Source organism: Micrococcus cohnii, assembly GCF_014205175.1.
Taxonomy (GTDB): domain Bacteria; phylum Actinomycetota; class Actinomycetes; order Actinomycetales; family Micrococcaceae; genus Micrococcus; species Micrococcus cohnii.
Genome location: NZ_JACHNA010000001.1, coordinates 2,086,548 through 2,107,804 on the forward strand (window position 1 = coordinate 2,086,548; position 21,257 = coordinate 2,107,804).

A 21,257-nucleotide genomic window follows, 5' to 3' on the forward strand; every position below is an offset into this window, starting at 1 on the left:
GGGGGAGGCGGCCGGGCCGTTGTGCGTGGGACGGCCGGCGCGAGACCGGCCGCGGTCCTCAGGGCTGCGGCAGCCGCCCGGTCCGAGCGTGGCGCAGCGAGTGACGGCGGGCGCCGACAACCCACACGAGCGTCAGCAGCGCCACCCATACCAGCCCGATGGCCAGGGCCTGTCGGCTCTCGGGAAGCCACGCGAGCACGCCCACGACGAACGCCACGAACGCCAGGGTCGCCCACGTGGCCGCCGTGCCGCCGGGCATCGCGAACGCTCCCGGCCGCTCTCCGGCGGCCGTCATGGCCCGGCGCATGCCCAGGTGTGAGAGCAGGATCATCGTCCAGGTCCACACCACGGAGAACGTGGCGATCTGAGCCACCGTGACGAACGCGTCCTCGGCCACCGTGTTCACCACCGCGCCCACGACCATGACGCCCACGACGACCAGCAGCGACGCCCAGGGGACGCCGCGTGAGCTCACGCGCGTGAACACGCGCGGCGCCTGCCCGTCCTGGGCGAGGGAGTAGAGCAGCCGCCCCATCGAGTAGGTGCAGCCGTTGACGGCGGAGACGGCGGCCGTGAGGACCACGAAGTTCAGCAGGTGGGCGGCGAAGGGCACGCCCAGCTGGCCGAAGATCTGCACGAAGGGCGAGGAGTCGAGCTCGATCCGGTCCCACGGCACCAGCGACATGGTCACGGCCAATGTGCCCACGTAGAACAGCAGGATGCGCACGGGAACCGAGTTGATCGCCTTCGGGATCGCCCCCGAGGGGTCCTTGGCCTCGCCGGCGGTGATGCCGATCGTCTCGATGCCGCCGAAGGAGAACACGACGATCGACAGGGCCGCGAGCATGCCGGCCGCCCCGGTCGGGAACAGGCCGCCGTGCGCCACAAGATTCTGCGGCCCGGTCGGAGCGCCGGGCTCGTAGCTCACGCCCATGAGCATCAGCGCGATGCCACCGCCGATCATCGCCAGCACCGCGACGACCTTGACGATCGAGAGCCAGAACTCGAGCTCGCCGTAGCGGCCGACGCGGGCGATGTTGATGCCCGCGATGAAGCAGATGACCGCCGCGATCCACACCCAAGCGGGGGTGCCGGGATACCAGAACTGCATGTAGAGAGCCGCCGCGGTGATGTCCGCGATGATGACGATCGCCAGCTCGAACACGAACGACCAGCCCGTCAGGAAGCCGGCGAACGGGCCCAGGTAGCGGAATGCGTAGGCCGAGAACGAGCCGGAGACCGGCTCGCGCACGGCCATCTCGCCCAGGGCGCGCATCACGAAGAACACGGCGGCGCCCGCGGCGAGGTAGGCCAACAGCACGCCCGGGCCGGCCGCCGTGATGGCGGCGGAGGAGCCCAGGAACAGGCCCGTGCCGATCGCTGAGCCCAGCGCGATGAAGATGATGTGCCGGGTGCTCAGCTCCCGCTGCAGGCCCGGGCCGTGGGCGTCACCGGTCGTGCGGGCCGCCTCGGAGGCGGCGGTGCGCGAGCCGCTCATGCGTCCGGGCCCAGCAGGAACCAGCCGGCCGTGTCGGCGGCCAGGGCGCCGTCGACGAGGGCCTCGGACGCCTCGACCGAGAGCACGGTGCGCTCGACGCCCTCGGGCGGTGCGACCGGGTCCGGGCCCAGATTGGCCATGACGAGCACGGTGCGCTCGGCGCCGGATCCACCCGCACCGTCGGGACGGGCACCGTCGACGGTCACGGTGAACGCGAGCACGCCGTTCTCGGGGGCGTGCTGCTCGGCCCAGGCGAACCGGCCGCCGCCCATGCCCAGCTCGCCGCGGATGCCCAGCAGCGTCCGATACAGCTCGAACGTCGATCCGGGCACATCCACCTGGCGGTCCGCCGCGTACCGGGTGTAGGACTCCGGGGCGGGCAGCCACGGGGTGCCGGGCTCGCCGTCGGCCGCCGTGTTGTTCACCGCGAAGCCCAGGCCCGGGGCCTGCGAGTCCCACGGCATCGGGATGCGGCAGCCGTCGCGGCCGGGCTCCTCCCCGTTCGTGCGGAAGAAGTACGGGTCCGTGCGGTGCTCGTCGGCCAGCGTCGTGTGCTCGGGCAGGGCCAACTCGTCACCCTGGTAGATGTACGCCGAGCCCGGCAGAGCCAGCTCGAGCATCGCGGAGGCGCGGGCGCGGCGCAGACCGATGGCCTCGTCGGGCTGCTCGTCGTGCGCCTGGATGCCGGCCGGGTAGCTCGACGGGTCCGCCAGGCCGTAGCGGGAGGCGTGGCGGACCGTGTCGTGGTTGGAGAGCACCCACGTGTTCGGGGCTCCCACGCGGCCGGCGTGCTCGTAGGAACGCTCGATCGCGCTCGCCAGCGACGGCGCGTTCCACCCGGCCATCAGGTAGGTGAAGTTGAACGTCTGGTGCATCTCGTCCGGGCGGACGTAGCGGAACATGCGGGACAGGGGCGCGACCCAGGCCTCGGCGACCATCATCGGCTCGTGGTCGTAGGAGTCGAGCAGACGGCGCCAGGCCCGGTAGATCTCGTGCACCCCGTCCTGGTCGATGAACGGCATCTCCGGCTCGAATGTGTCCGGGTCGAAGTCCGGGTCCTCGTCCTGGCCGGCGTCGGTGACCATGCCCATGCGGGTGACCTCGGCGTCCGGCAGGCCCTGCTTCTTGACCATGCCGTGGGCGACGTCGATGCGGAATCCGTCCACGCCACGGTCCAGCCAGAAGCGCAGGACGGACTCGAACTCGTCGTGGACCTCGGGGTTCTCCCAGTTCAGATCCGGCTGCGTCGAGTCGAACAGGTGCAGGTACCACTGGCCGTCGGTGCCGTCGGGCTCGACCACGCGGGTCCAGGCGCGCCCGCCGAACGTCGACTCCCAGTTGTTCGGGGGCAGTTCACCGTGCTCGCCGCGGCCGTCACGGAAGTGGTAGCGGGCGCGCTCGGGCGAGCCGGGGGCGGCCTTGAGGGCCTCCTGGAACCAGGCGTGCTCCGAGGAGGTGTGGTTGGGGACCATGTCCACGATCACGCGGATCCCGGCCTCGTGGGCGGTGGCGATCAGCTCGTCGGCGTCCTCGAGGGTGCCGAAGCGCGGGTCGATCCGCCGGTAGTCCGAGACGTCGTAGCCGGCGTCGTTCTGCGGGGACGCGTAGAAGGGGGAGAGCCAGATCGCGTCGACGCCGAGGCGCCGCAGGTAGGGGATGCGGGCGGTGACGCCGGGCAAATCGCCCATGCCGTCGCCGTCGCCGTCGGCGAAGCTGCGCGGATACACCTGGTAGATCACCGCGTCGGCCCACCAAGGGGTGCTCGGGCGGTTGCGGGCCTCCGACGGGGGAGTGCTCGGGCGGCCGGTCGGGGCGTCAGCCGAGGTGGTGGCGGCTGCGGCGGCGTCGGTGGGGCGCGAGGCGGAGCGCGGAGAAGTCATGGGGACAAGCCTACGGCGGGGCGCTGGCGGGTGAGGCGGAGCCGGGACGCGTGCTGACATGTGAGATGCGCCGGGGCGCCGCGCGCTCGCCCGGTCAGCCTCGGGAGACCTCCGGCAGACGCAGGCCCAGCACGACGCCGAGCGTGCCGAGCCCGGCGAGGAGCAGCAGCGCCCACACGACGTCGACGGCCGCGACGGCGGCGCTCGCCCCGCCGACGAGCAGCAGGACGACGCCCATCGTCGTGTTGGACACGGCCGTGTACACGGTGCGGCGGTCGCCGGAGGCCATGTCCACGAGGTAGGTCTTCCGGCCCACGCGCACACCGGTGTGGATCAGGGTCAGCAGGAAGTACGCGCTCACGAGCGCGAGTGCGCCCGGCCCGGAGGCGCCGTCGACGCCCGCCAAGCGGGTGAGGACGACGACCGCGACGATCACGGCGGACGCGGAGGCCGCCCCGAGCGCCATGAGCCGACGGGACGAACGGTCCGCGAGGCGCCCGAACATGCGGCCGCCGAGCAGCGCCGCGATGCCGGAGGCCAGCACGTAGCCGCCCAGGCCGGAGAGCCCGTCGGCGCCGGCCTGCAGGCTGAGCGTCACGATGAACGGCGGGCTGAGCGAGGAGACGAGCAGCAGGGATCGGACGGTGACGAAGTGCCGGAACCCGCGGTCGTCGCGCAGCAGCGCCCACGAGCGGGCGAGGGCCCCGGGGGAGTCGGCGTCGGCCTCACCGGCCTCGTCCGGGGTGTCGTCGGGCTCGCGGACCTGCGCGGACAACACCGCGGAGGCGGTCCAGGCGAGGGCACCGGCGGCGAGCAGCCAGGCGAGCGTCCCGGCGTCGAGGCGATCGTCGCCGAGCAGGCGGATCCCGACGCCGAGGGTGACGGCCACCAGCCCGGCCGCCATCGTGGCCAGGCCGGTGATCTGGCCGCGCTCGCCCTTGGGGATGGTGCGGCCCTGCACGTCCTTCGAGGCGATGGAGCACAGGCATCGGCCCAGCGAGAACACGGCGAGGGCGGTCAGGATCGTCACTCCGGCGGCAAGCCCGTGCCCGAGGGTCGCGACGCCGGTCATGACCGCGACGCACGCGGCCTGCACGAGCGCGCCGGCCGCGAACACGAGGCTGCGGCGGCGGGCCCGCACGACGAGCGGGGTGAGGAACGCCTGCGGGAGCATCGAGCCGGACTCGCGGATCGGCACGAGCAGTCCGACCAGGGCGGGCGGCACCCCGAGGGCCGCGAACAGCCAGGGCAGCACGGTGGAGGCGTTCACGGTCTGGTCGCCGGCGGACTGCAGGCCCTGAGCGCCGACGAGGCGCAGCCCGTTCGCGGGCAGATCGGCGCGGACCTGCGGCGACAGGCCCTGCTCGGAGGCGCGGTCCCGCTTCACGACGGCGGAGTACAGCGTGTCGGCGATGCTCACCCGACCACGGTAGTCCCGGCGCGGCGGGTCTTCGTGCACAGGGTGGGACGGTGAGGCTGGGTGCGGACCCCCAGAATGGAGGGATGAAGAACTTCGACGACCCCGTGCTCGATGCCATGGCGTCCCGCCGATCCGTGTCCAAGGTGGGGCCGCGCACGCCCTCCGACGAGGAGCTGGCGCAGTTGCTGGCTGCCGTGACCCCCGTGGCGGACCACAAGGCGCTGCGTCCCTGGCGGCTGGTGCTGCTGCGCGGCGAAGACCGGCGGGTGCTCGGCGAGGCGCTCGACGCGGCGGCCGGGGTTGAGCGAGGGCCCGGGGAGATGAACCCGAAGCCGTGCCGCGCGGAGCTGCTGATCGCCGTGGTGGCGCGGGGGATTGAGCACGAGAAGGTGCCGGTGTGGGAGCAGCACGCCACGGCGGCTGGCGCCGCGCACCTGCTGGAGCTGGCCCTGTGGCAGGCGGGCTGGGGCGTCATGTGGCGCTCGGGCATGCACGCGAACGCCCCGCAGGTGCGGGCAGCGCACGGGGTCCGGGACGACGAGCTGCTGATGGGGTGGCTGTACGTCGGCGACGTTGACCCGGCCCTGCGCGAGCGGATGGGGGCCTCGAGCAAGCCGCCACTGGATCCGGCGCCGTTCCTCGGGCGGTTCCCGCGGTCCTGACGGCATCTGGCGGGGTGGCGGGGCGCACGAGCCCGGTCGGCCCGGAAATGGCGGTTGCCCACTGACTGTGTGTCGATACACTGGGTGTATTGATACAGAGTGGTCGCGAGTCGCCTCGACGGCCGCACCGGATGTTGGAGGGACACCATGAGCGACATCGTCACCTGGGCGATCATCGGCGCGGGCATCGTGCTGGCCAGCAACGACGGCGGGTTCACGAGCTCCGGTTGTGTCGCAGCGCAGGAGAAGTTCCTGCACAAGCAGGGCCTGCCCGTCACCCCTCGTGTGCGGGGCGTGGTCCGTCAGCGGCTGGAGTCTCGAGGCAGCGCCGCGCAGAAGTTGGGCGGTGCGGGGCTCGTGGCCGGACTGGGGGCGGCGAGCGTCGCTCAGATGCTAGGGCATGGCAATCTGACAGTGTTCCTCATGCTCGCGTGCCTGACGGTCGGGCTCTCTGCCGGGACCGTCATCGGGAGCGAACGCCTGGCGGCGGACCCCGATCCTCAGGGGCCGCGGGTGGCGCGGACTCGCGAGGTCACCGTGGCGGACTACCTCACGCGAGCCGAGAGGGCCGCCGTGTGGGTCTCCGCCGGGTGCGTCGTCGTGTCGGCCGGGATCGCGGCGGTTGTGGGCTCGCTGTCACCGGCGGCTCCGGAGGTCCTCGCCTTCGTGGGGCTGTGTGTCCTCGCCGTCGTCTCTCTCGGTGCGATGACCGGGTGCGCCGTCGCAGCGTGTCGAGTGGTGCGCAGGCCGCAGCGGGCGGCGTCGGACCTCCACCTGGCCTGGGACGACGCGATACGCACCGGCGCCGTCCGTGAGCTGAACGACCTGGCCGTGATCATCGCCCTCGTCGCTGTGCTGGCTCTGCATCTCACGGCCGCCGAGTGGGTGATGGCTCCGGAGGTCCGGGTGCAGGGAATGGACCTCACGGCGATCCTCGGTGCGACGGCGGGTATCGCCGGGTTGGTGTGCTGGATTCTGACGGCCGCCGTCTGGCTTCCCGGGCGGCTGACCGACAATCCGTCCCGCGCGAACCTGTGGGCGGGGCGCGACTTCACCACAGGGGACGACGGCACCGAGCCGGCGGAGGCCGCCCGTGCTGCGCGTTGATCCCGGGTCGCCGACGCCGCCGTTCGAGCAGGTGCGCGCACAGCTGGCGGAGCAGGTCCGCAGCGGTGAGCTCGACCCGGGCACGCGTCTGCCCGCGGTGCGGCGCCTCGCCGGGGACCTCGGTATCTCGCCCGGGACGGTCGCCCGCGCTTACCGGGAGCTGGAGCAGGCCGGGCTCGTGACGACGTCGCGTCGTGGTGGGACGGTCGTCGCGGACGACGCTCGGGCCGGTGTCGCCGGTCCGGCCGCCGACCTCGCGCGCGAGTCCGTGGCCCGGCTGCGGGGCATGGGCCTCGACGACGCCTCGATCCTGCAGGCCGTGCGCCGAGCGCTCGCCGAGGGATGAGGTCGGCGCCCCAGCGCCCCTCACCCCCTGGCTGCGTGGTCACTTTCTGCCGGAATTCCGCCGAAACAGCGGCAGAAAATGACCACGCAACCGGGAAGAGGCGGGAGCGGGAGGCCGGCCTGCTCTGCGCTGGTCGTCAGCTCGCCCGGGCCCGCATCCCGACCTCGCCCCAGCGGCGGTGCAGCCGGTCCAGGGCGACGGCCGCGGTCGCGTCGTCGCCGGTGTCGAGGCTGTCGACGAGGGTCCACACGTCGAACGGGGTCTCATCCGGCCACACCCAGCGGGTCAGCCGCCCATAGTCGACCTCGAGGATCGCGTCCCGCCCGAAGCCCTGCAGCCACCCCACCAGCTCGGTGACCTCCTGCGCGAGGTCTGAGCCCGCCGCCGTCTCGGCGAGGATCTTTTCCGCCTTCCACAGCTGCGCCAGCGCCGAGGGCAGAGGCACCGTGCGCCGGGCGGACTCGCCGTCAGCGACCGGCCCCGGCTGCTCCTCCGGGTCGAACAACAGCGCCCATGAGTGCGGAAGGCTCCACGAGGACGCCCGCGTGCGCAGGCGCTCGCCCGCCGCACCATCCGCGACGACCGACGCCTCACCGACACCGCGGGCGCGCTCGTTCCGGGCGATCGCGTCGGCGGGCACGAGCGCGTCGAACACCTCCGGCTCGAGCAGCTCCTTCAGCTCGAGTGCCGCCCACGCGGCCCGGTCGGCCAGCTGGTCCGGGCAGAAGTGCGGCCCGCCGTCGTACCCGTGCAGCACGCGGATCAGGTCCGGCTGCCCGGTGGGCGGGAACGGGTCCGCCGAGCGGCGGGTCACCCGCTCGAGGGTGCGGGCGTCGGCCTGGCGGTCGAGGTCGTCTCGCTTGAGCGCCGCAGCCCAGGCCAGCCGGGTCTGCAGGCGCTCGCCGAACGCGTCTGCGGGCTCGAACACCCGCAGGTGCGCGACGGCGTCGAGGGTCATCTCAGCCGACCTCGACGACGACCGGCGCATGGTCTGAGGCGCCCTTGCCCTTGCGCTCCTCGCGGTCGATCCACGCGTCGGACACGGCATCAGCCAGGGCGGGCGAGCACAGCTGGAAGTCGATGCGCATGCCCTTCTTCTTGGGGAACGCGAGGCCCTTGTAGTCCCAGTACGTGTAGACGCCCGGGCCGGGCTGCCGGGGCCGCACGACGTCCACCAGCCCAGCCTCGGTGAACGCTCGGAACGCGGCCCGCTCCGGCTCGGAGACGTGGGTGAGGCCCTCGTCGAGGAAGAACTGCATGTCCCAGACGTCCTCGTCCTGCGGGGCCACGTTGAAGTCCCCGACGAGCGCCAGGTGTGTGTCCGGCCGCTCCGCGAGGCGCTGCGCCGTCAGCTCCCGGAGCTGCTCGAGCCAGCGCAGCTTGTAGTCCATGTGCTCGTCGTCGAGGGCGCGGCCGTTGGGCACGTACAGGCTCCACAGGCGCACCGGCTCGACGCCCTCGGCCTCCCCGCCGACGGTCGCACCGATCGCGCGGGCCTCCTCGTGGGGGTCCTTGCCGCCCTTGCCGAAGTGCGGCTGCCCCTCGAAGCCGCGCTGCACGTCCTCGAGGCCCACGCGCGAGGCGATCGCGACGCCGTTCCACTGCGAGAAGCCGTAGTGGGCGACCTCGTAGCCGGCGCGCTCGAACACCTCCCACGGGAAGTTCTCGTCCTTGCACTTGGTCTCCTGCACGGCCAGCACGTCGACGTCGTGGCGGTCGAGGAAGGCCTCGACGCGGTCGGCGCGGGCGCGCAGGGAGTTCACGTTCCAGGTGGCGATCTTCACCGGCTCAGCCTAACGAAGGTCGTGTACGGACCTCTCGGGTCCGTGCGAACGACGAGGACCAGCCGAGCGCGAACCGCAGGACGGCCCGGCGGGTCTCATGCTCCCGACGACTCACCGCCACCACGCCTCGCGCGGCCCCACCGGCGTCGTGCGCTTGTGGCGGGTGCGCAGCCAGATCGCCTCGATCTTCTCGGCCACCTCCGCGGGCACCTCGCGGCCCTCGAGGTAGTCGTCGATGTCGTCGTAGCGCAGGCCCAGCTCGTCCTCGTCGGTGCGGCCGGGCTGCCCGTCGAGCAGGTCGGCCGTCGGGACCTTCTGCCACAGGTGCTCGGGGGCGCCCAGGGAGCGCGCGACGTCCCGCACCTGCCGCTTGTTCAGCCCGGCCAGGGGCAGCACGTCCGCGCCGCCGTCGCCGAACTTCGTGAAGAACCCGGTGACGGACTCCGCCGCGTGGTCCGTGCCGATCACGAGCCGGCCGTGCTCGCCGGCCAGGGCGTACTGCGCGGTCATGCGCAGCCGGGCCTTCACATTGCCCTTGTTGACATCGCCGATCTGCCGGCCCGTGGCCTCCTCGAACGCGGCGGCCAGCCCGTCGGTGCCCTCGGCGATGTTCAGGGTCAGCTGCTCGTCGGCGCCGACGAACTGCATGGCCGCCGTCGCGTCCGCCTCGTCGGCCTGCGCCCGGTAGGGCAGGCGCACGGCCGTGAACAGGGGGTTCTCCCGGCTCGGCGACGGCGTCGTCTCCCGCGTCGGCCGCGGCATGTGCCCGGGGTCGATCGGTCCGCGGTGGCCCATCACGACGGCGTCGGTCAGGCCCGAGCGTGCGCGAACCCGCTCGACGGCCAGCTGCGCGAGGCGCCCAGCCGCGGTCGAGTCCACGCCACCGGAGATGCCCAGCACGAACCCGGCGGCGCCCGTGGCCTCGAGATAGTCGGCGAGGAACGCCACCCGTTCCTCGACCTCGGCCGGCGCGTAGACGCTCGGTTTCACGCCCAGCTCGTCGATGATCGTCCTCTGCAGATCGCGCATGGGCTCAGCCTACGCACCGCCTACGATTGACCCCATGACTGACGCCATGAGCCAGACCCCCGCCGAGCCCACCGCCGAGCAGGACCGCGCGCGCCTCAAGGAGCTCATCACCGAGCTCGCCGTCGTGCACGGCCGCGTCACCCTCTCCTCCGGCAAGGAGGCTGACTACTACGTGGACCTGCGCCGCGTCACCCTGCACCACGAGGCCGCGCCGCTGATCGGCCGCGTCATGCTGCGCCTGCTCGCGGACAACGGCGTCGACTTCGAGACGATGGGCGGCCTGACCATGGGTGCCGACCCCGTGGCCACCGCGATGATGCACCAGGCCGGGGCGCAGGGCCGCGCGCTCGACGCGTTCGTGGTCCGCAAGGCGCAGAAGTCCTACGGCATGGGCCGGCAGGTCGAGGGCCCGGGCGTCGAGGGTCGGAAGGTCGTCGTGCTCGAGGACACCTCCACCACCGGCGGCTCCGCGCTCACCGCCGTCGAGGGCGTGCGCAAGGCCGGCGGTCAGGTGCAGGCCGTGGCCGTGATCGTCGACCGGGACACCGGCGCCGCCGAGCGCGTCGCCGAGGAGGCCGGCGTGTCCTACCTGTACGCCTTCGGCAAGGAGGAGCTCGGCCTGGCCTGAGCCCGCCGGCGTCCTCAGAGCCAGTCGGCCCGCTTGAACAGCACGTACAGCACGACGGCGATGCTCACCATGAGCCCGAGGGCGAACGGGTAGCCGAAGACCCAGTGCAGCTCGGGCATCTGATCGAAGTTCATGCCGTAGATCGAGCCGATCAGCTGCGGCGCGAAGATGATCGCCGCCCACGAGGAGATCCGCTTGGTCTGCTCGTTCTGCACGATCGACTGCTCCGCCAGACGCTTGGAGGCCAGCGTCGAGTCCAGCTCGAGGGCGCTGTGCAGCATCGACCGCATCGCGGTCACGCGCTCGGTGATCTGCACGGCGTGGTCATGCACGTCACGCAGCCGGCGCAGGTTCTCCACGTGGACGGCCGCCTCGCCGTCGTCGTCGGGCACATCCTCCTCGTGGAAGTCCTCGTCGGCCGGGTCGATGTCGACGTGCTCGCGCAGCCGGGAGCGGGCGTCCCCCTGCAGCTGCTCGACCATGCTCGGCAGGGCGCCGATCGCGTGCTGGAAGTTCAGCACCTCGCGGGAGAGCTCGTAGATGCGGCGCGAGACCGAGTCGTCCCCGGCGAAGATCTGGTCCTCGATCTCGCGAATGTCCTGCTCGAGTCCGTCGGCGACGGGGAAGTAGTCGTCGACCACCCGGTCGAGGATCTCGAAGGCCACCTGCCACGGGCCCTGGGCGAGCTGGTCCGCGTTCCGCGTCTCGAGGTCGTGACGGATGGTCGCGAGGTCCGGTTCTTCGGCGTGGCGCACCGTGACCGCGTAATGCTCGCCCGTGAACACGTCGAGTTCGCCGAATTCGACCGTCTCGGTCTCGTCGATGTAGCGGGCGGGGCGCAACACCATGAACCAGCCCTCGCCGTAGCGCTCGAGCTTGGCGCGTTCGCCGCCGGCGAGGGCGTCCTCGACCGCCAGCTCGTGCAGCTGCAGCTCGTCGGCGACGGCCTGCAGCTCATGCTCGTCCGGGCGATAGAGGCCGAGCCAGGCCATGCCGCCGACGCGCTCGCACGCCTGCCACGTGTCGGTGAGGGTGGTGGGGGCGAGGACGCGGCGGCCGTCCACGTACACGGCGTTGTCGATGATCGTCACCGCACCATTCTGACGGACGGTCCGCGGTGGCGAGGGCGCGGCGTACGGTTGTCGGCATGAAGAACACCACTGGGAAGAACGCCCCGACCGCGTCCGTCACCCGTGACGGCATGACCTGGCTGCCGGCCCGCGCCGTGCACTCGGCGCCGGTGACCGCCTTCGGCCTGATCGGCGGCTACCTGACCGCCCGCGAAACCGGCGTCCGTCCGCTCGGCGGCATCGTGCTGGCCGCCGCCGGCGTCTACGCCGGACGCACGTGGGCCGCGACCGCCGGGGCCGGCACCACCGCCGCGCTGACCGCGCTGTACCTGGGCGGCTTCGGCGCCTCCCACCCGCTGGCCAAGAAGATCGGCGCCTGGCCGGCGGTGCTCTCGGTGACGGGCGTGGCCGCCGGCGCCGCGTGGGCCCTGGTGGACCGCCGCAACGACGCGTGAGCGAGTTCGACTCCACCTCATCGGACGGTCCTGACGGCGCCGCCTCGGCGGGCGGCCCGGCCGAGGCGGGAGCGGAAGGGCGTCCGGTCGGGGTAGGCCCGTGGCAGGGGCCGTGGCCCGACGACCCCCGCTACGACCCGGATCTGTTGCGCGAGGGCGACCGCCGCAACGTGCTCGATGAGTACCGCTACTGGTCGGTCGAGGCGATCGTCGCGGACCTGGACGCCCGACGGCACCCGCTGCACGTGGCGATCGAGAACTGGCAGCACGACATGAACATCGGCACGGTGGTGCGCACGGCGAACGCGTTCAACGTCGCCGGCGTGCACATCATCGGACGGCGCCGTTGGAACCGACGCGGTGCGATGGTCACCGACCGCTACCTGCACGTGCACCACCACGAGTCTGCCGAGGCGTTCCTCGCGTGGGCGGCGGCCGAGGCGCTGCCGGTGTTCGGCGTGGACCTGTTTCCGGACTCAGCGCCTCTGGAGACGTTCGAGCTGCCGCGGGCGTGCGCCCTCGTGTTCGGCCAGGAGGGGCCGGGGCTGTCCGAGCAGATCCGCGACGGCGCCGAGGCCACCCTGTCGATCGCGCAGTTCGGCTCCACCCGCTCGATCAACGCGGGCGTGGCTGCCGGCATCGCGATGCATGCGTGGGTGCGTCGGCACGCGGAGGTGTGAGCGTGGCAGCGCTCGGAGACGGCACGGAGCCCCGCAGTGACTGCGGGGCTCCGTCCGAGTGAGAGGACCGGCGGCACGGGCCAGCCCGTGGGTCAGGAGTCGTCCGACTCCGAGGCCGACCCCGACTCGTCGGACTCGGACTTCTCCGCCGACGCAGACTCCTCCGGCTCCTCGGATGCGGACGCCTCGGCGGACTCCGTCTCCGAGCCCTCCGCCTCGTCCGAGCCCTCCGCCTCGTCCGAGTCCTTCGTCTCCGTCGAGCCCTCGGACTTTTCGGAGTCCCCCGCCTCGCTGTCCTCGCCGAGCTCGCCGGAGATGGTCAGAGGCACGGTGACATCCTTGAGCGACTTGTTCTTCTCCGTGGAGATCTGGATCTGCACGTCGAGCTGCAGCTCGGCCTCCTCGGTGTCGGCCGGCACCTCGAACCACACGCGGTCCTCGAAGGCTCGCGGGTAGCCGTGCGGCTCCTCCTCCCAGCGCGCCGTGGTCCCGTCCTCGAATTCGAGGACGGCCTGCGTGCTGTCATAGAAGATGTCGTCCGGCTCGGTCGCGCTGATGTCCAGGCCAAGGAACACCTTGCCCTTGCCGGGCCAGCCGTGCTCCGGGTGCGCCGGCAGGACGACGCCGCCGTCGACCTCGCCGCTGACGGTCGTGGCGGAGTGCCGCTCGTGTTCGGCCGTGACCTCCCACGTCGACGGGTCGCCGACCTCCACCTCGGTGCCGCGCTCGTAGATCTCCTCGACGTCCGAATGCGTCCGCGACCCGTCCACGAGGGAGAGCTCCTGGCTCACGGAGTCCTGCTCGATCTCGAAGGTCACGTCCTCCGGCTCGGCATCGGCGTCAGCCGAGACCACGACTGCCTTCGTGTCGCCCACCTGGATATCGGGCAACGACATGCCCTCGATTGGATTGCCGTCCGTCCGGTAGCCCGTGGTGATCTCGGGGGCGTCGGCGTTGCCGTCGTAGTCATGGCGGGGGTCGTCTGCCGTGAGCACAGCGACGTAGAACGCTTCGCCCTCGGCGGCCTTCACCTGCTCGGCGTACTCCTGGGTGCCGCCACCGACCTGCTCGGCCAGGTCCTTCGGCAGGGCCTCGGTCTTCGCGACCTGCTCCACGGTGTACTGCGCGCCGAAGACCTCCACGAGGTTGTCTTTGGACTTCTCGACGTCCTCGAGGTCGAGCTCGTCCGGGATGCCGCTCAGCTCTGCCGCGACCTCGGGTTCCAGTTCCTCGATCAGCTCCGGCTCTTCCGACTCGGAGGCGTCCGACGCCGCGCCGGCGGACTGGGAGCCGCCCTCGGCGCCGGGCTCCGACGACGAGCCCTGCCGTTCCTGTTCCTGCTTCTGACCGTCATCGGCGGCCTTCTCCTCCTCGGCGGAGCCGCAGGCGGTCAGGGTCAGGGCGGAGGCCATCGCCATCGCGGCGAGGGACCGGGTCGTGGTGTGACGAGAGATGGGCATGGATGTCTCCGATGGTGGGTGATGACGAAGGAACCGCGTCTGCATTCGGCGTGACGCGGCACTCAGCATGCTTGCAGATAATTCGCTGAATTCTCAAATACTGCACGCAGTGTTCATGCGTTGTTCCGGGCAGCGAGCCCCCGCCGTCGCCCGGTCCTGTCGCGGCCCTGACCCGGCCCCCGCCGCGCGGCTAGGATGACGCCCGACGGTCCGCGTGCATCCCTGCGGTCCGCAGTTCGCCCAGTCGACGACGCCTAGGAGCAGAGCATGCCCATCGCAACCCCGGACACGTACGCGCAGATGATCGACGCCGCGAAGAACGGCTCGTTCGCCTTTCCGGCCATCAACGTCACCAGCTCCCAGACCCTGAACGCGGCGATCCGCGGCTTCGCCGAGGCCGGCTCCGACGGCATCATCCAGGTCTCCACCGGCGGCGCCGCCTACTTCTCCGGATCCTCGGTCAAGGACATGGTCACCGGTTCGCTCGCGATGGCCGGGTTCGCCCGCGAAGTCGCCAAGAACTACGACGTGACCATCGCTCTGCACACCGACCACTGCCCGAAGGACAAGCTCGAGGGCTTCGTCATGCCGCTGCTCGAGGCCTCGGCCGCCGAGGTGAAGGCCGGGCGCGACCCGATCTTCCACTCGCACATGTGGGACGGCTCCGCCGAGACCCTCGAAGAGAACCTGCGCATCGGCGAGGACCTGCTGGCCCGCACCAAGGCGAACAAGCAGATCCTCGAGGTCGAGATCGGCGTCGTCGGCGGCGAGGAGGACGGCGTCGCCAACGAGATCAACGACAAGCTCTACACCTCGGTCGACGACGGCCTGGCCACCGTCGAGGCCCTGGGCACCGGCGAGAACGGCCGGTACATGACGGCGCTGACCTTCGGCAACGTGCACGGGGTGTACAAGCCGGGCAACGTGAAGCTGCGCCCGGAGATCCTCGAGGAGATCCAGACCGCCGTCGGCCAGAAACTCGGCAAGGACCGTCCGTTCGACCTCGTGTTCCACGGCGGTTCCGGCTCCACCGCTCAGGAGATCGCCGACGCCGTGCGGTACGGCGTCGTGAAGATGAACGTGGACACCGACACCCAGTACGCGTTCACCCGCCCGGTCGCCGCGCACATGTTCCAGAACTACGACGGCGTCCTGAAGGTCGACGGCGAGGTCGGCAACAAGAAGCAGTACGACCCGCGCGTGTGGGGCGCCAAGGCCGAGGAGGCCATGGCCGACCGCGTCCGCCAGGCGTGCGAGGCCCTCAACTCGGCCGGCAAGTCGATCCGTTGATCGGTGTGGGCGGCGCCGAGGGCCTCGTCGGCGGGGCCTGGGGCACGCACATCGTGGCGGACGATGAGCTGGACGGGATCTCGCAGGTCGGCGACCTGGCAGAGATGGCCTGGGTCGGCGACGTGGCGATCATCGCGGTCCTCGCGTTCACGGCGATCGCGATCGTGATGATCGTCTTCGGCGCGCGGGCGCTGTCCGGGCGTCGGCGCCTCAAGCAGGTCGAGGCAGAGCGGGACGAGGCCACGCGCCGCGCCGACGCGCTGCAGGTGCGCGTCGACCAGCTCGAACGGCGCCTGGACCGGCGCGCCGACCGGCAGCTCGCGGCCGAAGAGTTCGACCGGGAACTGAACGGCTGACCGGCGCGACGCTGGCGGGCTGACGGAACACGAAGGGCGGCCCCCGATCGGGGACCGCCCTTCTGCGTGACTCAGGAGTGTGCTCGGCTCACTCGGAGCCGGACTCCTCGGCATCTTCCGACGGGCGCGGCGGCATGCCGGGCGCGACCGGGCCGGGGGCTCCCTCGGGGCGATCGAGCATCGACTGGTCGTTGAGGTCGTCCGGATCCGACTTGCCCGCGGGGACCTTCTTGGCCTCCTCGAGGGTCTTCTCGTCCATCTGGTAGTCCATGAACACCGGCGACGAGGTGCTGATGACCTCGCGCACCTTCTTCGGGTCCTTCAGCATCGTGTCGGCCAGGTGGTCGCGGGCCTCGGTGACGATCGTCGTGCTGTCCTTGACCGGCGAGTTCTTCACCGACTCCAGGCCTTCGTTGGCGTCTCCGTAGCCCTCCATCGCGCCGAGAGTGATCAGGACCATCTGGGTGCCCTCGTCGTTGCACTGCCAGGCGGTGCGCTGCGGCAGCAGCGGGGCGCCGTCCTGACCACCGATCATGCCGGGGCGCAGCAGTGCCATGAGCCCCTTGCCGGTCTTCGGGTCCCACGAGTACTCGTCGGCCTCGACCGGGGCCTCTTCCGAGCACCAGTCGAGCTTCTTGCCGTCGCGGTTGTGCTGGTAGGTCACCATCGCGCTCGGCATCCCGGGGGCACGGTCCTGAAAGGTGCTGTACGAGCACGACATGAACTCGTGGCTGACGTCGCGCGAGGCGAACAGCTGGGTGATCTCGAGCGAGTTCGCGTTCGGGATGTGGGTGGCGATCGCGTCGAGGGTGCCCTGGTCGAGGACGTCGGTGGAGCAGTCCTGCACGGAGACCGTGTCGTTGCGGCTCGAGGCGATACGCACCCAGTTCCCGTCAGCGGCGCCGTCCTTCACGCCCGGGCCCTTCGTCTCGAGGGCCTCACGCGGCTGCGGGCGCCGGGAGCCCTCGGAGGACTGGGCGGCGAACGACTCGGCGGCGACGGAGGCGGCAGACTCCTGCGGGTCCTGCGGCTCGTCCGAGGACGTCTGCGCGGAGCTCGACGACGGGGCGGCGGACGCCTGGCCCTCGCCCCCGTCCTCGCCCGATCCGGCGCACCCGGAGAGCACGAGGGCCAGCGCGGCCATGCCGACGGGCAGGGCGTGCAGCCGGCGCGCGGCGTTCGGGGTGGGGGCCATGGGCAAGCTCCTTTGAGGGGGTCGTGACCGCGCGCGCTGGGACGCGCGCAGGTTTCCACGGTACCGGAGAGACCTGAGCGGACACTGGCGCCGACGTGCAAGAGTGATCTGTTTCAACCCCGGATGGCCCCGGTGCCGGGCGATGCCGTGGTCGGGCCCGTCGCTAGACTGCCAAAGGCATGCCGGGCCCGTCGACGCGAGACCCAGGCGGCATGGCTGCGCCGTCGACCCGGCACGGCGCGGACGATCCGGAACAATAGATCCGGAACACTATGCGAAGGAGCACGACGATGGCTGAGTCCCTGATCGGCAAGAACCTGATGGAGCCCGCTCCGACCCTGCTGCCGGAGGAGCCTGAGGTGCAGGCCCGCCTCGACGCCGGCGATCTGCCGGAGGACGTCGTGCCGGTGGCCCCCGAGTCGTCGCTCGTGTGGGCGCTCATGGCCGAAGACGCGTGGAAGGAGGGCCGCACGGTCGACTCCTACGCCTACGCCCGCGTCGGCTACCACCGCGGCCTGGACGCGCTGCGCAAGGCGGGCTGGCGCGGCGCGGGGCCCGTCCCGTACGCGCACGAGCCGAACCGCGGCTTCCTGCGGGCCCTGTACGCTCTGGGCCGGGCGGCGGCGGGCATCGGCGAGTCCGATGAGGTCCAGCGCATCCGCACGTTCCTGGACGACTCCGACCCGACGGCCGCCGCGGCCATCGAGGCCTCGCAGGGCTGAGCGCCCCGCACGACGGGCGACGCGGTCGGAGCGGCGAGCATGGCGAAGCTGTACTTCCGGTACGGGGCCATGAACTCCGGCAAGTCCACGGGGTTGCTGCAGGCCGCGTTCAACTACGAGGAGCGCGGCCAGCGGGTGCTGCTGGCCAAGCCCGAGCTGGACACCAAGGGGGAGCGCCAGATCCTGTCCCGGCTGGGGGTGAGCCGCGAGGTCGACTTCCTCGTACCCGCGGGCGCGGACGTCGTCGCCCTGTTCCGGCGGCATGCGTCGGGGGACGACCCGGACGCCCTCGTCGGGCACGTCGACGCCCCATCCGTGGCGTGCCTGCTGGTGGACGAGGCGCAGTTCCTGGAGCCGGAGCAGGTGGACGGTCTGCTGAGGATCGCAGTGGAGGAGGGGGTGCCGGTGCTGGCCTACGGGATCCGGACGGACTTCCGCACGCGGTCGTTCCCCGGGTCGGCGCGGCTGCTGGAGCTGGCGCACACCCTCGAGGAGCTCAAGACGATCTGCCGGTGCGGACGCAAGGCCGTGTTCAACACGCGCAAGGTCGTGGACCCGGTGACGCGGACCGAGCGGTTCGTGTTCGACGGCGACCAGGTGGCGATCGACGGCGTCGAGGTGACCTACGAGTCGCTGTGCGCGGCGTGCTACCTCGAGGAGTCCGACGGCCGGCTGGGCTGAGTGTCGGCCGAGTCGGTGCGGGCGGTGGGCGTGGCCACAGGGGTCGCGGTGCCGTCGGCGCGAGCCTTTCTTTCGGCCTCGACGTCGTATTTCCCGGCGTCGGCATCGCTGCCGGCGTAGCCGGGGTCGAGGGGTGAGCGGGCCATCTGGTGACCTTCGGGGTTTTTCTGACACGGGGAGGTCATGGTGATGGCGACGTAGTTCTCGCCATATTCATCCGTGTGCGAGACGCGCAAGCGATACCCCCCCTCGTGTGATGTGGCTTGAAGCAACGTCCGGAAAGGTTCGCCCGTGACCCCCTGACTGGTGAGTTCTCCATGCCAATTGTTGCCTAACAACGCGCTAGCGAGGTCGCGGGCCATCTCGTCGGCTTGTTCGTCGGATTCGACGTCGAGCGAGGTGTAGGCCTCCCACTGGGTGACCTTCGCCTGAGCCTCAGGGTCGGCGTTGGTCGTGCAGCCGACTTCGGCGAGGCGTTCGATTCGGCGTGTTCCCAGGGCGTCGGCGGCGGCGGTGACCTGCTCTTCGAGGAAATTTCGCGAGTCATTGGATTCACTCATGCGTTCTTCTGTCGTTGAGTTAACTGCTTCCTTTGGTGACTCACTTGGGGGTGATTCAATTCCACATGACGCTGTCATCAAGGCGAGGGAGGCGAGTGGGGTGTAGAATAATGCCCGCATTAGATATTTCATTCTATATTCACTCTATCCAGGTGCTTAGCGGGGAGAGATCCGTGCCTGTGATACCCACAGTGTCGGCATGAAGGTCAGGCAGAACATCGACAGGTGGAATGCTCACGTCAGCTCGAGCGTTTCGGACACGCGGGCGGTGCTGGCCTCGGCACCGTGCGCGGCTGTCCTCCATCGATTCGCCAGCCGTCAGGCTGCCGGCGCGTGCTTCACGGACGTCCCATGGGACGATCTCGACCCGGACTACAGCTCATCCTCTCTCCCCGCCCTCCCGCAGGCCGCAGGGTGCTCCACTTTCCAGGTTTGGGGTCACATTACCGTTGCCCACGATCTCGGGCCGGGTCAAAGGTCCCGAGGTGCTCCAGCCGTGTTCGTGGCCGCGCAGATGTCGGTCCGCTGCGCGGGCAAGCGGCATTCACGCCCGATGTCATGCCGACGGGCGCTCTGACCTCGGCATGATGGACCCATGCCCTCTCCTGTGTCGACGTCGTCGCCCGGACCGCGCACCCTCATCGTCATGCGCCACGCCAAGTCCGACTGGTCCGTCCCCGTCGAGGACCGCCTGCGCCCGCTGAACAGGCGAGGCCGCCGCCAGGCCGCGGAGGCTGGAGGCTGGCTCGCCGCGCACGCTGGGCAGATCGGCCTCGCCGTCGTCTCCCCGGCGGTGCGCGCCGCCGACGCGTGGCGTCTGGCTGCCGCCGAACTGCCCGCGCCGCCGCCCGAGCGCGTCGATGAGCGCGCCTACACCGACGACGGCGAGGATCTGCTCGCGATCGTCCGGGGGCTGGATTGGGCGGCGACCGAGGGTGGCGTCGGGCGGGGAGGCGCCGTCGTGCTGGTCAGTCACAGTCCCGCTTGCGCGGAGCTGGTCGAACTGCTCACGGGCGAGGTGATCGAGATGAAGACCTCCGGGCTCGCCGTTCTGGAGCTCGAGCCGGACGGGCCGGCGCGTGGCCGGCTCGTGACGAGCGGGCGCCCGCCGACCGCCCCTTACTGAACACCGTTCAGGAACTCTGTTAGGGTGCTGGCCATCACACGCGCCGCACCCCACGTCGGCGCGTCCGCTCACGACAGGACGAGGCCCGCCATGACCGCCACCCAGGACGCTCCGCACACCAGCCCGCAGCCCGCCGCGCCGGCCGCACCGCTCGACGTCGAGGCGCTCGTCGACCGCATTGACGCGGGCCACCGCCTCACCGCAGACGAGGCCGTCGCCGTCCTGGGCGCCCCGGACGCGGACACCTTTCGCATCGTCGCCGCCGCCTCCCGCCTGCGGGAGAAGCACTTCGGACGCACCGTGAAGGTCAACTACCTCGTCTCCCTCAAGACCGGCCTGTGCCCCGAGAACTGCACCTACTGCTCCCAGCGCCTCGGCACCGCCGCCGAGATCCTGAAGTACACCTGGCTCAAGCCCGAGGAGGCCGTGAAGCAGGCGAGCATGGGCATCGCCGGCGGCGCCTCCCGCGTGTGCATGGTCGCCTCCGGCACCGGCCCCACGGATCGCGACGTCGACCGCGTGACCGGCATGATCGACCAGCTCAAGGAGCAGCACCCCGACGTCGAGGTCTGCGCGTGCCTGGGCGAGCTCAAGGACGGCCAGGCGGAGAAGCTCAAGGCCGCCGGCGTGGACGCCTACAACCACAACATCAACACGGCCGAGTCCCACTACGAGTCCATCTGCACCTCGCACACCTACCAGAGTCGCGTGGACACAGTGCAGCGCGCCGGTGCAGCCGGCCTGTCCTCCTGCTCCGGCCTGATCGCCGGCATGGGCGAATCCGACGAGCAGCTCGTGGAGGCCGTGTTCGCGCTGCGGGACCTGGACTCGGACTCGATCCCGGTGAACTTCCTCATGCCCTTCGACGGCACCCCGCTCGAGGGCCACTGGGAGCTCACCCCGCTGCAGTGCTTGCGGATCCTGGCCATGGTGCGCCTGGCCTGCCCGGACAAGGAGCTGCGGATCGCCGGCGGCCGCGAGATGCACCTGCGCTCCCTGCAGTCCGTGGGCCTGCAGGTGGCCAACTCGATCTTCCTGGGCGACTACCTCACCTCCGAGGGCCAGGACGCCGAGGCAGACCTGCAGATGATCGCCGACGCCGGCTACACGGTGCTCGGCGCGGAGAAGCGTGAGCAGGCCGCCGACAGCGGGGCCGAGCCGGGCGGCTGCTGCGGCGGTTCGACGGCCGCCTGCGGCGACGCCGCGGATGAGGCCGGCGTTGACGCCTCAGCCGAGGGGCGTGCTTCGGCCACGAAGCCCGAGCTGCGCCGTCGCGGCGCCGGCACCGCCGAGCCGGCCAACGCCTGA

22 protein-coding genes are annotated in these 21,257 nt (G+C 71.2%); 12 read left to right on the plus strand and 10 right to left on the minus strand.

The window, feature by feature from the left end:
- Positions 1-58: 58 nt before the first annotated feature.
- The 3 genes from HDA30_RS09525 to HDA30_RS09535 form a co-directional block, all read right to left on the minus strand.
- Complete coding sequence (locus HDA30_RS09525) at positions 59-1,498, minus strand: amino acid permease (RefSeq protein ID WP_184241986.1); 1,440 nt, start codon at positions 1,496-1,498, stop codon at positions 59-61.
- Positions 1,495-3,378: a glycoside hydrolase family 13 protein gene (locus tag HDA30_RS09530; RefSeq protein ID WP_184241988.1), complete on the minus strand. Its 1,884-nt coding sequence runs from the start codon at positions 3,376-3,378 to the stop codon at positions 1,495-1,497. Before HDA30_RS09530 ends, HDA30_RS09525 begins: the two co-directional genes overlap by 4 nt.
- A gap of 94 nt (positions 3,379-3,472) precedes the next feature.
- Positions 3,473-4,798, minus strand: coding sequence for an MFS transporter (locus HDA30_RS09535; RefSeq protein WP_184241990.1), 1,326 nt, complete (start codon positions 4,796-4,798; stop codon positions 3,473-3,475).
- 83 nt (positions 4,799-4,881) lie between these two features.
- Here HDA30_RS09535 and HDA30_RS09540 point away from each other — a divergent pair, with 83 nt between their 5' ends.
- The 3 genes from HDA30_RS09540 to HDA30_RS09550 all read left to right on the plus strand — a co-directional run bounded on the left by HDA30_RS09540 (position 4,882) and on the right by HDA30_RS09550 (position 6,913).
- Entirely contained in the window at positions 4,882-5,460 is a 579-nt protein-coding gene (locus tag HDA30_RS09540) for a nitroreductase family protein (RefSeq protein ID WP_184241993.1), read from the plus strand.
- A 147-nt stretch (positions 5,461-5,607) separates the two neighbouring features.
- Positions 5,608-6,567, plus strand: a complete 960-nt coding sequence (locus HDA30_RS09545) for a hypothetical protein (protein WP_184241995.1) — start codon at positions 5,608-5,610, stop codon at positions 6,565-6,567.
- Entirely contained in the window at positions 6,554-6,913 is a 360-nt protein-coding gene (locus HDA30_RS09550; protein ID WP_184241997.1) for a GntR family transcriptional regulator, read from the plus strand. The genes HDA30_RS09545 and HDA30_RS09550 overlap by 14 nt, the downstream gene beginning before the upstream one ends.
- 136 nt (positions 6,914-7,049) lie before the next feature.
- Here the strand turns inward: HDA30_RS09550 and HDA30_RS09555 are convergent, their stop codons facing one another.
- From HDA30_RS09555 to nadE, 3 genes are all read right to left on the minus strand, one after another.
- Positions 7,050-7,871, minus strand: coding sequence for a DUF8083 family protein (locus HDA30_RS09555; protein ID WP_184241999.1), 822 nt, complete (start codon positions 7,869-7,871; stop codon positions 7,050-7,052).
- A gap of 1 nt (position 7,872) precedes the next feature.
- Entirely contained in the window at positions 7,873-8,697 is an 825-nt protein-coding gene (locus HDA30_RS09560; RefSeq protein ID WP_158497001.1) for an exodeoxyribonuclease III, read from the minus strand.
- A gap of 111 nt (positions 8,698-8,808) precedes the next feature.
- Positions 8,809-9,726 carry an ammonia-dependent NAD(+) synthetase gene (gene nadE, locus HDA30_RS09565; RefSeq protein WP_184242000.1) on the minus strand — a complete coding sequence of 306 codons (918 nt, stop codon included), beginning with the start codon at positions 9,724-9,726 and terminating at the stop codon, positions 8,809-8,811.
- A 34-nt stretch (positions 9,727-9,760) separates the two neighbouring features.
- Between nadE and pyrE the strand changes: the two genes are divergently transcribed.
- Positions 9,761-10,354, plus strand: a complete 594-nt coding sequence (gene pyrE, locus HDA30_RS09570) for an orotate phosphoribosyltransferase (protein ID WP_184242002.1) — start codon at positions 9,761-9,763, stop codon at positions 10,352-10,354.
- A gap of 14 nt (positions 10,355-10,368) precedes the next feature.
- Here the strand turns inward: pyrE and HDA30_RS09575 are convergent, their stop codons facing one another.
- Positions 10,369-11,445, minus strand: a complete 1,077-nt coding sequence (locus tag HDA30_RS09575) for a CorA family divalent cation transporter (RefSeq protein WP_184242004.1) — start codon at positions 11,443-11,445, stop codon at positions 10,369-10,371.
- 110 nt (positions 11,446-11,555) lie between these two features.
- On the opposite strand from HDA30_RS09575, the gene HDA30_RS09580 reads away from it, so the two are divergent.
- A complete protein-coding gene (locus HDA30_RS09580; RefSeq protein WP_184242481.1) occupies positions 11,556-11,879 on the plus strand; it encodes a hypothetical protein in 324 nt (107 codons plus the stop codon).
- Positions 11,876-12,559 (plus strand): TrmH family RNA methyltransferase, encoded by a 684-nt coding sequence (locus HDA30_RS09585; protein WP_184242006.1) that lies wholly within the window; start codon positions 11,876-11,878, stop codon positions 12,557-12,559. Before HDA30_RS09580 ends, HDA30_RS09585 begins: the two co-directional genes overlap by 4 nt.
- Positions 12,560-12,651: 92 nt before the next feature.
- On the opposite strand, the gene HDA30_RS09590 is transcribed toward HDA30_RS09585, so the two are convergent.
- On the minus strand, positions 12,652-14,019 hold the full coding sequence (locus tag HDA30_RS09590) for a hypothetical protein (RefSeq protein WP_184242008.1): 1,368 nt from the start codon (positions 14,017-14,019) through the stop codon (positions 12,652-12,654).
- A gap of 267 nt (positions 14,020-14,286) precedes the next feature.
- Here HDA30_RS09590 and fbaA point away from each other — a divergent pair, with 267 nt between their 5' ends.
- Both fbaA and HDA30_RS09600 read left to right on the plus strand, forming a co-directional pair.
- A complete protein-coding gene (fbaA, locus tag HDA30_RS09595) occupies positions 14,287-15,309 on the plus strand; it encodes a class II fructose-bisphosphate aldolase (RefSeq protein WP_158497006.1) in 1,023 nt (340 codons plus the stop codon).
- A gap of 5 nt (positions 15,310-15,314) precedes the next feature.
- Positions 15,315-15,665 carry a hypothetical protein gene (locus tag HDA30_RS09600; RefSeq protein WP_184242010.1) on the plus strand — a complete coding sequence of 117 codons (351 nt, stop codon included), beginning with the start codon at positions 15,315-15,317 and terminating at the stop codon, positions 15,663-15,665.
- A gap of 88 nt (positions 15,666-15,753) precedes the next feature.
- On the opposite strand, the gene HDA30_RS09605 is transcribed toward HDA30_RS09600, so the two are convergent.
- Positions 15,754-16,860: a hypothetical protein gene (locus tag HDA30_RS09605; protein ID WP_158497008.1), complete on the minus strand. Its 1,107-nt coding sequence runs from the start codon at positions 16,858-16,860 to the stop codon at positions 15,754-15,756.
- Between the two features lie 290 nt (positions 16,861-17,150).
- On the opposite strand from HDA30_RS09605, the gene HDA30_RS09610 reads away from it, so the two are divergent.
- Both HDA30_RS09610 and HDA30_RS09615 read left to right on the plus strand, forming a co-directional pair.
- Positions 17,151-17,582: a DUF3151 domain-containing protein gene (locus HDA30_RS09610; RefSeq protein WP_184242012.1), complete on the plus strand. Its 432-nt coding sequence runs from the start codon at positions 17,151-17,153 to the stop codon at positions 17,580-17,582.
- A gap of 39 nt (positions 17,583-17,621) precedes the next feature.
- Positions 17,622-18,263 carry a thymidine kinase gene (locus tag HDA30_RS09615; protein ID WP_184242014.1) on the plus strand — a complete coding sequence of 214 codons (642 nt, stop codon included), beginning with the start codon at positions 17,622-17,624 and terminating at the stop codon, positions 18,261-18,263.
- Here HDA30_RS09615 and HDA30_RS09620 read toward each other — a convergent pair.
- The gene (locus HDA30_RS09620; protein ID WP_184242016.1) at positions 18,230-18,823 is read right to left on the minus strand and encodes a hypothetical protein; all 594 of its coding nucleotides are present in this window, start codon (positions 18,821-18,823) and stop codon (positions 18,230-18,232) included. The two genes, HDA30_RS09615 and HDA30_RS09620, sit on opposite strands and share 34 nt — an antisense overlap.
- 595 nt (positions 18,824-19,418) lie before the next feature.
- Between HDA30_RS09620 and HDA30_RS09625 the strand changes: the two genes are divergently transcribed.
- Together HDA30_RS09625 and bioB are read left to right on the plus strand one after the other, a co-directional pair.
- Entirely contained in the window at positions 19,419-19,949 is a 531-nt protein-coding gene (locus HDA30_RS09625) for a SixA phosphatase family protein (protein ID WP_184242018.1), read from the plus strand.
- A gap of 90 nt (positions 19,950-20,039) precedes the next feature.
- Positions 20,040-21,257: a biotin synthase BioB gene (gene bioB, locus HDA30_RS09630; RefSeq protein WP_184242020.1), complete on the plus strand. Its 1,218-nt coding sequence runs from the start codon at positions 20,040-20,042 to the stop codon at positions 21,255-21,257.

Coding starts and splice junctions, on each gene's coding strand:
- HDA30_RS09525 (WP_184241986.1), bottom strand. CDS start 1,498: ATGAGCGGCTCGCGCACCGCCGCCTCCGAGGCGGCCCGCACGACCGGT.
- bioB (WP_184242020.1), top strand. CDS start 20,040: ATGACCGCCACCCAGGACGCTCCGCACACCAGCCCGCAGCCCGCCGCG.
- HDA30_RS09605 (WP_158497008.1), bottom strand. CDS start 16,860: ATGGCCCCCACCCCGAACGCCGCGCGCCGGCTGCACGCCCTGCCCGTC.
- HDA30_RS09555 (WP_184241999.1), bottom strand. CDS start 7,871: ATGACCCTCGACGCCGTCGCGCACCTGCGGGTGTTCGAGCCCGCAGAC.
- HDA30_RS09620 (WP_184242016.1), bottom strand. CDS start 18,823: ATGAGTGAATCCAATGACTCGCGAAATTTCCTCGAAGAGCAGGTCACC.
- HDA30_RS09615 (WP_184242014.1), top strand. CDS start 17,622: ATGGCGAAGCTGTACTTCCGGTACGGGGCCATGAACTCCGGCAAGTCC.
- HDA30_RS09610 (WP_184242012.1), top strand. CDS start 17,151: ATGGCTGAGTCCCTGATCGGCAAGAACCTGATGGAGCCCGCTCCGACC.
- pyrE (WP_184242002.1), top strand. CDS start 9,761: ATGACTGACGCCATGAGCCAGACCCCCGCCGAGCCCACCGCCGAGCAG.
- HDA30_RS09590 (WP_184242008.1), bottom strand. CDS start 14,019: ATGCCCATCTCTCGTCACACCACGACCCGGTCCCTCGCCGCGATGGCG.
- HDA30_RS09540 (WP_184241993.1), top strand. CDS start 4,882: ATGAAGAACTTCGACGACCCCGTGCTCGATGCCATGGCGTCCCGCCGA.
- HDA30_RS09580 (WP_184242481.1), top strand. CDS start 11,556: ATGACCTGGCTGCCGGCCCGCGCCGTGCACTCGGCGCCGGTGACCGCC.
- HDA30_RS09530 (WP_184241988.1), bottom strand. CDS start 3,378: ATGACTTCTCCGCGCTCCGCCTCGCGCCCCACCGACGCCGCCGCAGCC.
- HDA30_RS09545 (WP_184241995.1), top strand. CDS start 5,608: ATGAGCGACATCGTCACCTGGGCGATCATCGGCGCGGGCATCGTGCTG.
- HDA30_RS09625 (WP_184242018.1), top strand. CDS start 19,419: ATGCCCTCTCCTGTGTCGACGTCGTCGCCCGGACCGCGCACCCTCATC.
- nadE (WP_184242000.1), bottom strand. CDS start 9,726: ATGCGCGATCTGCAGAGGACGATCATCGACGAGCTGGGCGTGAAACCG.
- fbaA (WP_158497006.1), top strand. CDS start 14,287: ATGCCCATCGCAACCCCGGACACGTACGCGCAGATGATCGACGCCGCG.